Below are 13,042 nucleotides of genomic sequence, written 5' to 3' on the forward strand. Positions count from 1 at the left end.
GCTCCGGCCTTGTTGTATCAGATGAACGGGAAGTAGGTCATCACACCACGTGATACCCACATCGCCGGACCTGTTTCCAACGCCTCTGTATGGTCAGTCAGTTCCAGCGCATCCAAATCCCCTTGTACATGGGAGTTACTGGCCAGCCAACTGACCAGCCACATTTTCATCCACGGATAAGCTAGCCCAAACGTGATGCCTGAAATAAACAACACCAGTACAAAACGCCAGATCAGGCCATGTGCAGTGACGGAAGAATGAAAGCGGATTTTGCCCTCGGCCAGCGCCAGGTTATTCATGAACAGATTACGTAGCGTGGTGTATAAATAGCTTCCAACCACAATAATTCCGGCGAAATAGAGAAAATAGCTCGCCATTATTCTGCTCTGATTCTCCCGGATAAATTCGTCGTCGGCCACGCCTAACACAGCCAACATCACCATTTGCAGAAAAATAGGGGCAATTAGCCAGACAATCACAACAACAAATGGCAGCAGTACCAGCACGGCTTTAATACACCCCACTATGCTTGCTTTCATATTGACGTTAATAGTAAAGCGGTGAATACCAAAATTACCGCCATTACCCACTAACTGCATCCATTTTGCATAGGTAATACCGTAGGTGATACCCATGCCCACAATTCCCACCAACGCGATAAATGCTATTCTGATAAGCATTCCAGTACTGCCCTCAATCCAGTCGGTGGCAAGTATCAGAAGATAAATCACTCCCCAGTTCACCACAGCAAGCACCACTGGCACAACCAGTAAAAAAAGCCATGCATGTAATTGTGAGCAGTCAAAACCAAAACGCACACCGTTAAGCGACGTCATCATCGCCTGATACTGCAGGCTTTTTATGGTCATTAATGGAAGGACAGCTACCAGTAAACCAATCAAAGTAAAACCAACGAGAGGACTGCCGTTAGCAATAGAACTCATGCTGGCACCATAAACCACCATAATCGACAAGAAGCTTACGAATATCGCGCCACCAGTCGCCTTATAGGTAAAGGGTTGGCCATTGAGAGTCATATTTTCGTAAATATAACGCCGACATTTCACTATCGCCCACGGTGTATAAATACCCAGAGTAATACAACACAGCAAAAAATTGACAATGCAAATAATAAAGTACTGCCATCCTTTACCGATAAAAATAAATGTGTGTCGTTGATTTTCCCGACCACCAACAAAATCATTCATGAACAATATCCCTAATATAAATTCCATTAAGATAAAAAATAAAAAACCAGTGTTTATTTACTGGTTCGTTTACAATACTATTTTTAATTAGCCAATGTATTTTAATTTTTTTCTGATTCAGGAACGTCTTGCACCCGACAGAAGAGAGTGGTATTAAATAAATATATAAGTGTATTTTTAGAATTGAGCCATATTATGAATGTTGTGCTACCCACCACGCTTACGCTGCGCCGAATCACCGCAGCAGATAATGCCGCTATCGCTGCGGTGATCCGCAAAGTTTCCGCTGAATACGGGCTTACTGCCGATAAAGGCTATACCGTTGCCGACCCTAATCTGGATGAACTATTCCAGGTTTACAGCCAGCCGGGCGCGGCCTACTGGGTGGTTGAGCAAAACGGTGAAGTCGTGGGCGGCGGCGGCGTTGCGCCGTTAGGATGTAGCGAACCGGACATTTGCGAACTGCAAAAGATGTACTTCCTGTCGAGCGCACGCGGTCAGGGACTGGCGAAAAAGCTGGCGCTGATGGCCCTCGAACATGCCCGTGAGCAGGGTTTCAAACAGTGCTATCTGGAGACCACGGCGTTTCTGACCGAGGCAATCCGCCTGTATGAACATTTAGGGTTTAAGCATATCAACGAAGCGCTGGGCTGTACCGGGCACGTGGATTGCGAAGTGCGGATGTTAAAGCCCCTCTGACTTCAGCCGGAGGGGCAATGGTTGCGTTACTGCATTTCGGCGGAGAGCATCAGCCGAATGACGCCAGCCGCGCGAGCGGTTGGCAGCGTCAGCACCTGTGACCATAAATCCTGCACCATTTCACAGGCGACTTTCTCTTTGCCCACACCTTTACTCGGATCAGCCATAATCTGGATATCCGGTCCAAAGCGCTGTACCAATCCCGGGCTGATGGATTGCAGATCCTGAAGCGCCAGCTGTTTCTCTTGCGCCGTAACCGTATGTTTGTTCGGGCCATAAGCCGCGTGCATCATACTCATGTCGCTGGCCATACGACGATTCATCAGCTCCCGCGGAATAATACGCACCGGGTTAATCCCGCCTTTCACCGCCGGGAACAGAAAGCGAAAACACTCCTCATCGCCCACTTTTGCCACCGCAGCAATCTGCTCGAGGTTAATTTTCATATACTCAATCACATTGGCATCGGGTGCCTGCTGCAAACGCGCCATCTGTACCTGCAGGATTTGCGGCTGAATAGCGTCGATAATCTGTTGTTCGCTTTTCCCAGCTTCTTTCAGTTGCGTTGCCTGGTTGAGGATGTTCTGCCATAACGCGGGTTCCTGCTCTTTAAGTACCTGATAAACAGGCATTGCCAGCATCGCATTTTCAAATTTCTGCGCGTCCGTCAGCCCATAATCAGGGCTTTCGCGCGGGATCAGGTAGTGCACATCAAACAGATTCCACGCGACAATCGCCACCACAAAAACCACCGCGCCGGAGATCTTGCCCAGCCAGCCTTTTTTGCGAAACATGCCAACGACGATAGCAATCACCGCCCCGATATAACCCGCCAACAATACGTGTGCCCAGTTCATTAACCATCCTTATGCAAAACAGTCTCTGTTGCGGGGATATATTTCCCCTTCGTGTGTTTTGATTATTACGGCAGCAGCGAGCGATTTCCAGCCACCAGATTTTGCTAATGGAAACAGGAAAGGTAAAACCGCGCGACGATTAGCGCCGCGCGTCAGAGAAGAGAGTCAGGCTGGCACGCCGCTGTGGAAGCGGAATTCATCGTCGGGAGAAGTAATCAATGCGGCTTCTACTTCGCCAAAGAACCGCACCCGACTACTGATATCGTCGGCAGAAACCTGCTGTGCCAGCGCCAGATAGTCCTGATAGTGCCGCGCCTCGGATCGCAGCAGCGAAAGATAAAATGCCTGTAAATCGTCATCCAAATACGGCGCCAGCGCGGCGAACCGTTCACAAGAACGCGCCTCAATGTAAGCCCCGCAAATCAGTTTGTCGATTAGCGTTAATGGCTCGTGGGTTCGCACCTCTTTGAGCATGCCTTTGGCATAACGGCTGGCGGTAATTTTGACGTAGGGAATGTTGCGGCTCATCATCGCCTCACGCACCTGCCAGAAGTGGTGCAGCTCTTCTTTGATCAGCAAAACCATGCTGTCGATCAGCTTGCGCCCCCACGGGTCGTCAGTTTGCGGCATTACGCTTTTGCTTATCTGTTTATTCAGCGCGATAAAATCCGGTTCATCCCCTTCTCTGAAAGCATACGCTTCATAGGGTTTCAGCCAGTCCAGTAGCGCCTGCGATCCCTGTTTATCTGCAACATACTTACGCACCAGCAGCATGGCCGTTTGCGCCGCTTTCAGCTCGCAGACGAGATGATCCGTCAGTAACAGAGGGAGATTCGCCGGGGCTCGCGCTTTATCAAGCCAGGCCTGGGGCGTTTTACAGTGCAGGAAGTTGTGGATCGGGGAGAGTATTTGCAGGTAATCCATACGTTATCCTTGGCCTACGGCAGCAGACGCTACCGTAGGTCAGCAGATGACTTAGTGACGCACGCCGTCATCATCTTCGTCGACGAGGTCTTCATCATCGCCGTCTTCACCTTCTTCGCCGTTCGGGTCTTCAAAATAGGTGCCCCAACCGTCGTATTCCACATCAAATTTTTCAGCCAGGTTCATCAGTTGCTCAACCTGAGCGTCGATCAACTCGGCATTCAGAGCACATTCGCTCAGGATGTCACAGCAAATAACCGTGTCGCCCTCTTCCACCTCCAGCTCTTCCGGCTCGGTCACTTCATAACCCAGCTTGAAGGCTTCTACTGCCGCTTTTTCCAGGGTCTCAAAGTCGTCCGCGGAAAGGTGATGCTCGATGGTGTACAGCGCGTCTGGATCGCTGCCATCTTCGAGTAACTCTTCAATAATCAAGCGCGTTTCTTCACGCTGTTCTTCCAGTAGTTCCGGGTTTGCCATGGCTCATTCCTCATAATGTCCTGCCGATACTCTTATTGTCACATACCGCTGTCATTGCCTCCACCTTTCCAGGAAAGATTTGTTAAACAAGGTTGCAAATGAATAAACATCCATATAAATTGAATTTTAATTCAATAAATGGCCTAAGCCATGTGAGGGAACTATGTCTGCGTTTTATCAGAAACATTTTTTGAAACTGCTTGATTTCACCTCTGCTGAACTCACGTCACTGCTCCAGCTCGCCGCGCAGCTCAAAACGGATAAGAAAAACGGTACCGAGGTCGCTAAACTCACCGGTAAAAACATCGCGCTCATCTTCGAAAAAGACTCAACCCGCACCCGTTGCTCTTTCGAAGTTGCCGCATACGATCAGGGCGCGCGCGTGACGTATCTCGGGCCGAGCGGCAGCCAGATTGGTCATAAAGAGTCGATCAAAGACACCGCCCGCGTACTCGGTCGTATGTACGACGGTATTCAGTATCGGGGCCACGGTCAGGAAATTGTCGAGACGCTGGCGGAATATGCCGGAGTTCCGGTTTGGAACGGATTAACCAACGAATTTCACCCTACCCAGCTGCTGGCGGATTTACTCACGATGCAGGAACACCTGCCGGGTAAAGCGTTTAATGAGATGGTGCTGGTCTACACCGGCGATGCCCGCAACAATATGGGCAATTCCATGCTGGAAGCCGCTGCGTTAACCGGACTGGATCTGCGTCTGGTCGCGCCCCAGGCCTGCTGGCCGGAGGAAAGCCTCGTTGCAGAGTGCAAAGCGCTGGCACAGAAAAACGGCGGCAATATAACGCTAACCGAAGATGTCGCCACGGGCGTGAAAGGCGCGGACTTCATCTATACCGACGTCTGGGTATCGATGGGCGAAGCGAAAGAGAAATGGGCCGAACGTATTGCGCAGTTGCGTAAGTACCAGGTTAATAGCGCGATGATGGCGTTGACCGGCAATCCGCAGGTGAAATTCCTGCACTGCCTGCCTGCGTTCCATGACGATCAAACCACGCTTGGCAAACAAATGGCGCAGGAATATGGTCTGCACGGCGGCATGGAAGTGACCGACGAGGTGTTTGAGTCACCCGCCAGTATCGTATTTGATCAGGCGGAAAACCGAATGCACACCATCAAAGCGGTGATGGTCGCGACGCTTTCCAAATCATAGCGTTGCGCGATTGAATTGCCGGATGGCGATGCTGACGCACCCTATCCGGCCTACCATCGTACTTCCTTAGGCCGGGTAAGTCGCACCCGGCAAACCGGTTTATGCTACCCGCATTTTCACCACGGCTTTGCGTACCAGCGCCGGAGCGCCGACCGCGCACAGCGGTTTATGCACTTCACCCGGATAAAAGACGACGAAGTCACCTTCGTTCAGCACCACCGTTTTCTCCTGTTCGCCTTCCGGCAGGAAGGCGATATCTTTATCCGCCAGCCAGTCAGTTTCCGGTGCGCCCGCAGGCTGCGTGCTGAAAGTCATGCCTTCCTGACCTTTGAGCAGGATCTGAATATCCAGATAGCGAGCGTGATATTCGGCGCGGCGCTGCGCAAACGGCTCCGTCATATCTTCAGCAATCAGATAGAACAGACGTTCGCCGTCGATGTCGTGCTTACCCTTTTCCGTCGCATCCGTCACGTGCGCTTTAATGTGCTCAATCGCCTGACGCAGCTCTTCCGGCAGCCAGGCATCCAGGTTGTGAATATTGCCGACAATCATTTCAAACCCCTTAATTAAAACATCGTTTCATTTTGGTTGTTATACGAAAAAACGGTCTGCCATACCACTGCTATTTACCGATATTTTGCGTCAACGCATGTTTATCGCTGATGATGTTAAATAATTGCTAATAGCCAGCAACAGGTTATGCATAAACTCTGCATAACTTTCGTCTCATACTTTTCAACTCAGTCACTAACTCACTGTTATAGAAAGCTTTGTTAGAAAAACCAGCTATCGATCACAGTTTACGTCTCCTTCGTTATCTTTCTTCATCGTCATATTTATTTTGAAATAAACCTTACAGCACAAATAATAAAATAATAGATTCGCATAAAAATTCATTAAATATAGAAAAACATATAAAAATCAACGCACTATTTAATTTATTAAATATTTAGATATGTACATAAAATTAACACAGTTAAATAACAAGACATATTCCTGCGTAGTAATTCAATTATTCATTTTTTTATTTTTTAAATTCTCAGAGCCATCTCATAAATTAAACAACAAATGCCAAACATCGACCTGACTGTGAAATGAATCACGTTTCTATATCAGATAAGATCTAAATATAGATTCTGAAATCAGCTGAAAAATCATGACTGCAATAAACATTATTTGCAGGCATCTCGTCTTTATTTTTTAAAATCGTATTAAAGGAATAATGATGGAAAAGCATTATGTCGGGTCTGAAATCGGTCAATTACGTAGCGTAATGCTACATCGCCCTAACCTCAGCCTAAAAAGGCTGACGCCGTCAAATTGCCAGGAACTGCTTTTTGATGATGTTCTTTCGGTAGAACGTGCAGGAGAAGAGCATGACATTTTCGCCAACACGTTACGTCAACAGGGAATTGAGGTTCTGTTACTCACTGATTTATTGACACAAACTCTGGATATCCCCGATGCCAAAAGCTGGCTACTGGATACACAAATTTCTGATTATCGGCTTGGCCCCGCTTTCGCCACGGATATTCGCGCCTGGCTTGCAGATATGCAGCACCGGGAGCTCGCCCGACATTTAAGCGGTGGGCTGACATACGGAGAAATTCCTGCCTCAATCAAAAATATGGTGGTCGATACTCACGATATTAATGACTTTATTATGAAGCCATTACCAAACCACTTATTTACCCGCGACACCTCATGCTGGATATATAACGGCGTATCCATTAATCCGATGGCAAAAACTGCACGTCAACGAGAAACTAATAACTTGCGGGCGATTTACCGTTGGCATCCACAATTTGCCGATGGTGATTTTATTAAATATTTCGGCGATGAAAATATTAATTACGACCACGCCACATTAGAAGGTGGAGATGTGCTGGTCATTGGTCGCGGCGCAGTTCTCATCGGTATGTCGGAACGTACCACGCCGCAGGGCATTGAGTTCCTTGCCCAGTCGCTATTTAAGCATCGCCAGGCAGAACGCGTTATCGCAGTCGAACTGCCGAAACATCGCTCCTGTATGCACCTCGATACCGTCATGACCCACATCGATATCGATACCTTCTCCGTCTACCCGGAAGTGGTGCGCCCGGATGTCCAGTGCTGGACCCTGACACCAGACGGGCGCGGCGGCCTGAAACGCACCCAGGAAAGTACGCTGGTACATGCCCTCGAAAAAGCACTTGGCCTCGACCAGATCAATCTGATCACCACCGGTGGCGACGCCTTCGAAGCTGAACGCGAACAGTGGAATGACGCGAACAATGTTCTGACGCTGCGCCCCGGGGTTGTGGTGGGCTACGAACGCAACATCTGGACCAACGAGAAATACGACAAAGCTGGCATCACTGTTTTACCCATTCCTGGCGACGAACTGGGACGTGGGCGCGGCGGTGCGCGCTGCATGAGTTGCCCACTGGAACGCGACGGTATTTAAGGAGACGTTATGGAAAACAAACCTACCCTGGTTGTGGCGCTGGGCGGCAATGCACTACTCAAACGTGGCGAACCACTGGAAGCCGACATCCAACGCAAGAATATTGAGCTGGCGGCAAGAACTCTCGCTCAACTCACGCAGCAGTGGCGCGTAATTCTGGTACACGGCAATGGCCCGCAGGTTGGACTTTTGGCGTTACAAAACAGTGCTTATGCCAACGTCACCCCCTATCCGCTCGATATTCTCGGCGCAGAAAGTCAGGGAATGATTGGCTATATGCTGCAACAGGCCCTGAAAAACCAGCTCCCACAGCGTGAAATTAGTGTCCTGCTGACTCAGGTTGAAGTCGATGCCCACGATCCGGCCTTCAGCAATCCCACCAAATATATCGGGCCGATTTATGACGAACCCCAGGCCCACGCGTTACAGGCGGAAAAAGGCTGGGTTTTCAAAGCCGATGGTAAAGCGTTCCGCCGTGTTGTGCCCTCTCCACAACCCAAACGAATCGTGGAAAGTGACGCCATTCGCACACTGATCGCCCGCGATCATCTGGTTATCTGCAACGGCGGTGGCGGCGTACCGGTGGTGGAAAAAGCCGATGGCTACCACGGTATTGAAGCGGTGATCGACAAAGATCTCTCCGCCGCCCTGCTCGCCAAACAAATCCACGCCGATGCGCTGCTGATCCTGACCGATGCCGATGCGGTGTATCTCGACTGGGGCAAACCTACCCAGCGCCCGCTGGCCCAGGTTACGCCGGAACGGCTCGGCGAAATGCAATTCGACGCCGGTTCAATGGGCCCCAAAGTCACCGCCTGCGCGGAATTTGTCTCTCACTGTCACGGGATTGCTGGCATCGGCTCGTTGGCTGACGGTTCGGCCATTCTCGCTGGTGACAAAGGCACGCTAATTCGGCGCGAAGCCACTGATGTTAACGCTTAAGGCTTTTTTTGCTGGGTAAAGCGAAGCCTTATCCAGCCTACATAAGGATATTTTCATGACTGTTAACCTGAAAAATCGCAATTTTCTCAAATTGCTGGACTACACCCCAACGGAAATCCAGTACCTGATCGATCTGGCTATCGAGTTAAAAACGGCAAAAAAAGCCGGACGCGAAAGGCAAACGCTGGTCGGTAAAAATATCGCGCTAATCTTCGAAAAAACGTCAACTCGCACCCGCTGCGCCTTTGAAGTCGGCGCTTTCGATCAGGGCGCACAGGTGACCTACCTTGGCCCAAGCGGCTCGCAGATTGGTCATAAAGAGTCGATGAAAGATACCGCCCGCGTGTTAGGTCGCATGTATGACGGTATTGAATACCGCGGCTACGGCCAGGAGATCGTGGAAGAACTGGGGCAGTTCGCTGGTGTGCCGGTCTGGAACGGGCTGACGAATGAATTCCACCCTACGCAGATCCTCGCGGATCTGATGACCATGCTGGAACACGCCCCGGGTAAAACCTTACCCGAACTGAGCTTCGCTTACCTTGGTGACGCCCGCAATAACATGGGCAATTCGCTGATGGTCGGCGCGGCGAAAATGGGGATGGATATTCGTCTGGTCGCACCGAAATCCTTCTGGCCGGACGAGGCGCTGGTTGCCGAATGCCGTGAAATCGCCAGCGTGACGGGCGCGCGCATTACGCTCACAGAGGATGTTGAGGAAGGCGTTTACGACGTGAACTTTCTCTACACCGATGTCTGGGTTTCGATGGGAGAACCCAAAGAGGCGTGGGCAGAACGCGTCAGCCTGATGACGCCTTATCAAATTAACCAGCAGGTCATCGATGCGACCGGCAATCCCAATGTGAAATTCATGCACTGCCTGCCCGCCTTCCATAACGAGCACACCAAAGTGGGCCGTGAAATCGAAGCGGCTTACGGCCTGAAAGGGCTTGAAGTCACGGAGGAGGTATTTGAGTCAGCGCATTCCATCGTCTTCGACGAAGCAGAAAACCGGATGCATACCATTAAAGCGGTCATGGTAGCGACACTCGGCGACTAACCCCAGCGGGCATGTGTCGCCTGGCGGCATATGCCCAAGCTATCCGGAGAACATCATGGGCAAATTCAAATTTCCCAGCGCGTATACCATCCTGTTTATTCTTATTGCGCTCGTCGCCGTTATGACCTGGATTGTCCCTGCCGGGAAATACCAGATGGCGATGAATGCTACCCTGGGCAAAGAAGTGCCGGTTGCCGGTACCTATGCCCCAACAGAGGCGCATCCACAAGGTTTAACGGCTGTACTGCTGGCTCCGATTGACGGGCTTTATAACCACGAAACCTACACCGCAGGCGCGATTGATGTGGCGTTGTTTGTCCTGATTATTGGCGGGTTTCTCGGCGTGGTAAACAAAACGGGCGCCATCGACGCCGGAATCGAACGCGTGACGGTCAGGCTGAATGGCAAAGAAGAGTGGATGATCCCCATCCTGATGGGACTTTTCGCCGCCGGAGGTACGATTTACGGCATGGCGGAAGAATCACTTCCTTTCTACACCTTATTGGTTCCGGTCATGATGGCTGCGCGCTTTGATCCACTGGTTGCTGCTGCAACCGTTTTGCTTGGCGCAGGCATCGGCACCCTCGGTTCAACAATCAACCCTTTCGCAACAGTTATCGCCGCTAACGCCGCCGGGATCCCCTTCACCCAGGGAATGCTGATGCGCATTCTGCTGCTGGTCGTCGGCTATGTAATCTGTGTGGTATGGGTCATGCGCTATGCACGGAAAGTTCGCAGCCATCCTGAGCTTTCCATCGTGGCCGATAAAATGGAGGAAAACCGTGCCCATTTTCTCGGTAGTCGCGCCAATACCAATCTTGAATTCACGGCTACGCGTAAGTGGATCCTGCTGATATTCGCCGCCGCCTTTGCAGTGATGATTTATGGCGTCGCGGTGCTCGGCTGGTGGATGGCTGAAATATCTGGGGTTTTTCTGGCATCTGCGATTATCGTCGGCGTGATTGCCCGCATGAGTGAAGAAGCATTCACCAGTACCTTCATTGACGGGGCACGGGATCTGCTCGGCGTGGCGCTGATTATCGGCATTGCGCGCGGTATCGTCGTGGTGATGGACAACGGCATGATCACCCACACTATTTTGCACAGCGCCGAAAATTTAGTCTCCGGTCTGTCCACCACCATTTTCATCAATGTGACTTACTGGCTGGAAGTCTTGCTCTCCTTCCTGGTCCCTTCCTCGTCTGGCCTGGCGGTACTCACGATGCCCATTATGGCCCCGCTGGCTGACTTCGCCCATGTGCAAAGGGATCTGGTCGTCACCGCGTATCAATCCGCTTCCGGCATTGTGAATCTGATTACCCCCACCTCAGCGGTTGTAATGGGTGGGTTGGCCATCGCTCGTGTTCCTTATGTGCGCTACCTGAAATGGGTCGCACCACTGCTGCTAATTCTGACGGTGCTGAACATGGTTGTTCTGAGTATCGGCGCGATGCTGTAGTCCTGTTGGCCGTCGGATCCCGACGGCTTTTTTGAGCGCGCTCTCGTTTTTCTGCACAACCGCCCGTTTGAGCCGTTATTGATACTGCAAATGTGGTGAATTTCGCCATCGCATTGATACAAATGATAAATTTAGGGTGTTTTTATGAAGGAATTCGATGATTACTCGACCAAAGAGCAGAAACAGTTGGCGATTTGTCAGCGCCTGATTAGCGAAAAAAGCTACCTGTCTCAGGAAGCGCTTCGCCGCGATCTACAACACCATGGTTTCACCGGGATAAGCCAGTCAACGGTATCTCGTCTGCTGAAACTGCTCGGTGCTATAAAAATAAGAAATACAAAAGGGCAAAAAATTTATTCTGTAAATCCGCAATCACGACCCGCGCCTGATGCTGCCCGATCGATTGCTGAAATGGTGGTCAGCGTGGAACACAATAGCGAGTTTATCCTCATCCACACGGCGGCTGGCTATGGTCGCGCCGTAGCCAGAATCCTCGATTATCACGCGTTGCCAGAAATTCTCGGCGTCATTGCTGGTAGCAGTATTGTCTGGGTCGCGCCGCGGGTGGTACAGCGAACGGGCCTGATCCACAAGCAGATTAATTATCTATTCAAAATGAATTAAAATTCATAAGAACCGTTTGCGATGAATAAATAGTGCATTTTCCGCTTGATCCCATAACGGAGCTGAGTATAATCGCGGACAATTTGCCGGGAGGATGTATGGTTCAGTGTGTACGACATTTTGTCTTACCGCGTCTGAAAAAGGACGCTGGCCTGCCGTTTTTCTTTCCGTTGATCACCCATTCCGAGCCCCTCAATTGAGGGGCTTTTTTTTTGCCCAGGCGTCAGGAGATAAACATGGCTAACCCGCTCTATCAAAAACACATCATTTCCATAAACGACCTCAGCCGCGATGACCTTAATCTGGTCCTCGCGACGGCGGCGAAATTAAAAGCTAACCCGCAGCCAGAGCTGTTAAAACATAAGGTCATCGCCAGTTGCTTCTTTGAAGCGTCAACCCGCACCCGTTTATCTTTTGAAACCTCCATGCACCGTCTGGGCGCCAGCGTGGTGGGTTTCTCTGACAGCAGCAACACGTCGCTTGGCAAAAAAGGCGAAACTCTGGCCGACACCATTTCCGTCATCAGCACCTATGTCGACGCCATCGTGATGCGCCATCCGCAGGAAGGCGCCGCGCGTCTGGCAACCGAGTTCTCCGGTAACGTGCCGGTACTGAACGCCGGCGACGGTTCCAACCAGCATCCCACCCAAACGCTGCTGGATCTGTTTACCATTCAGGAAACGCAGGGTCGCCTGGACAATCTGCAAATCGCCATGGTGGGTGACCTGAAATATGGCCGCACCGTCCACTCCCTGACCCAGGCGCTGGCAAAGTTCGAAGGTAACCGCTTCTACTTCATCGCTCCGGACGCGCTGGCCATGCCGCAATACATTTTGGATATGCTGAATGAAAAAGGTATCGCCTGGAGCCTGCATGGCACTATCGAAGAGGTAATGGCGGAGGTCGATATCCTCTACATGACCCGCGTACAAAAAGAGCGTCTGGACCCGTCCGAATACGCCAACGTGAAAGCACAGTTTGTTCTGCGTGCCAGCGATCTAAACGGTGCCAGAGCGAACATGAAGGTGCTGCATCCGCTGCCGCGCATTGATGAAATCACCACCGACGTCGACAAGACGCCGCACGCCTGGTATTTCCAGCAGGCTGGCAACGGCATCTTCGCCCGCCAGGCGTTACTGGCACTGGTACTGAATAGCGAACTGGCACTGTAAGGG

Annotated in this window: 16 protein-coding genes; 10 read left to right on the forward strand and 6 right to left on the reverse strand. The window is 51.0% G+C overall.

Translation table 11 applies throughout. The features are described from left to right. Positions 1 to 17: 17 nt before the first annotated feature. On the reverse strand, positions 18 to 1,208 hold the full coding sequence (locus OGV93_RS15770) for a YjgN family protein (protein ID WP_065554565.1): 1,191 nt from the start codon (positions 1,206 to 1,208) through the stop codon (positions 18 to 20). A gap of 195 nt (positions 1,209 to 1,403) precedes the next feature. On the opposite strand from OGV93_RS15770, the gene OGV93_RS15775 reads away from it, so the two are divergent. Further along, entirely contained in the window at positions 1,404 to 1,907 is a 504-nt protein-coding gene (locus OGV93_RS15775; RefSeq protein WP_287109745.1) for a GNAT family N-acetyltransferase, read from the forward strand. Positions 1,908 to 1,933: 26 nt separating this feature from the next. Here the strand turns inward: OGV93_RS15775 and OGV93_RS15780 are convergent, their stop codons facing one another. From OGV93_RS15780 to rraB, 3 genes are all read right to left on the reverse strand, one after another. Beyond that, positions 1,934 to 2,764 (reverse strand): hypothetical protein, encoded by an 831-nt coding sequence (locus OGV93_RS15780; RefSeq protein ID WP_049268898.1) that lies wholly within the window; start codon positions 2,762 to 2,764, stop codon positions 1,934 to 1,936. Between the two features lie 165 nt (positions 2,765 to 2,929). Continuing rightward, the gene (gene miaE, locus OGV93_RS15785) at positions 2,930 to 3,688 is read right to left on the reverse strand and encodes a tRNA isopentenyl-2-thiomethyl-A-37 hydroxylase MiaE (protein WP_019078254.1); all 759 of its coding nucleotides are present in this window, start codon (positions 3,686 to 3,688) and stop codon (positions 2,930 to 2,932) included. A 51-nt stretch (positions 3,689 to 3,739) separates the two neighbouring features. Beyond that, positions 3,740 to 4,165, reverse strand: coding sequence for a ribonuclease E inhibitor RraB (rraB, locus tag OGV93_RS15790; RefSeq protein WP_016151501.1), 426 nt, complete (start codon positions 4,163 to 4,165; stop codon positions 3,740 to 3,742). Positions 4,166 to 4,263: 98 nt separating this feature from the next. On the opposite strand from rraB, the gene argL reads away from it, so the two are divergent. Beyond that, a complete protein-coding gene (gene argL, locus OGV93_RS23930; protein ID WP_370916541.1) occupies positions 4,264 to 4,359 on the forward strand; it encodes a putative translational regulatory protein ArgL in 96 nt (31 codons plus the stop codon). Then, positions 4,329 to 5,336 (forward strand): ornithine carbamoyltransferase, encoded by a 1,008-nt coding sequence (gene argF, locus OGV93_RS15795; RefSeq protein ID WP_016155574.1) that lies wholly within the window; start codon positions 4,329 to 4,331, stop codon positions 5,334 to 5,336. Before argL ends, argF (OGV93_RS15795) begins: the two co-directional genes overlap by 31 nt. Positions 5,337 to 5,435: 99 nt before the next feature. Here the strand turns inward: argF (OGV93_RS15795) and OGV93_RS15800 are convergent, their stop codons facing one another. Beyond that, on the reverse strand, positions 5,436 to 5,888 hold the full coding sequence (locus OGV93_RS15800) for a YhcH/YjgK/YiaL family protein (RefSeq protein WP_016151499.1): 453 nt from the start codon (positions 5,886 to 5,888) through the stop codon (positions 5,436 to 5,438). A gap of 673 nt (positions 5,889 to 6,561) precedes the next feature. Here OGV93_RS15800 and arcA point away from each other — a divergent pair. The 5 genes from arcA (at position 6,562) to OGV93_RS15825 (ending at position 11,867) form a co-directional block, all read left to right on the forward strand. After that, a complete protein-coding gene (gene arcA / locus OGV93_RS15805) occupies positions 6,562 to 7,782 on the forward strand; it encodes an arginine deiminase (protein WP_016151497.1) in 1,221 nt (406 codons plus the stop codon). A gap of 9 nt (positions 7,783 to 7,791) precedes the next feature. After that, the gene (gene arcC / locus OGV93_RS15810; RefSeq protein ID WP_016151496.1) at positions 7,792 to 8,724 is read left to right on the forward strand and encodes a carbamate kinase; all 933 of its coding nucleotides are present in this window, start codon (positions 7,792 to 7,794) and stop codon (positions 8,722 to 8,724) included. 55 nt (positions 8,725 to 8,779) lie between these two features. Continuing rightward, positions 8,780 to 9,784: an ornithine carbamoyltransferase gene (argF, locus tag OGV93_RS15815; protein ID WP_053388739.1), complete on the forward strand. Its 1,005-nt coding sequence runs from the start codon at positions 8,780 to 8,782 to the stop codon at positions 9,782 to 9,784. A 55-nt stretch (positions 9,785 to 9,839) separates the two neighbouring features. Beyond that, on the forward strand, positions 9,840 to 11,243 hold the full coding sequence (locus tag OGV93_RS15820) for a YfcC family protein (RefSeq protein WP_047499900.1): 1,404 nt from the start codon (positions 9,840 to 9,842) through the stop codon (positions 11,241 to 11,243). A gap of 144 nt (positions 11,244 to 11,387) precedes the next feature. Beyond that, a complete protein-coding gene (locus tag OGV93_RS15825) occupies positions 11,388 to 11,867 on the forward strand; it encodes an arginine repressor (protein ID WP_047499901.1) in 480 nt (159 codons plus the stop codon). Here the strand turns inward: OGV93_RS15825 and OGV93_RS15830 are convergent. Continuing rightward, on the reverse strand, positions 11,864 to 11,986 hold the full coding sequence (locus OGV93_RS15830; protein WP_085951096.1) for a hypothetical protein: 123 nt from the start codon (positions 11,984 to 11,986) through the stop codon (positions 11,864 to 11,866). The genes OGV93_RS15825 and OGV93_RS15830 overlap by 4 nt on opposite strands. On the opposite strand from OGV93_RS15830, the gene pyrL reads away from it, so the two are divergent. Beyond that, positions 11,966 to 12,067, forward strand: a complete 102-nt coding sequence (gene pyrL / locus OGV93_RS15835) for a pyr operon leader peptide (protein WP_003025819.1) — start codon at positions 11,966 to 11,968, stop codon at positions 12,065 to 12,067. The two genes, OGV93_RS15830 and pyrL, sit on opposite strands and share 21 nt — an antisense overlap. A 36-nt stretch (positions 12,068 to 12,103) precedes the next feature. Then, the gene (pyrB, locus tag OGV93_RS15840; protein WP_016151493.1) at positions 12,104 to 13,039 is read left to right on the forward strand and encodes an aspartate carbamoyltransferase; all 936 of its coding nucleotides are present in this window, start codon (positions 12,104 to 12,106) and stop codon (positions 13,037 to 13,039) included. Positions 13,040 to 13,042: the final 3 nt, after the last annotated feature.

Source organism: Citrobacter sp. Cb031 (assembly GCF_030336725.1).
GTDB lineage: Bacteria > Pseudomonadota > Gammaproteobacteria > Enterobacterales > Enterobacteriaceae > Citrobacter > Citrobacter braakii.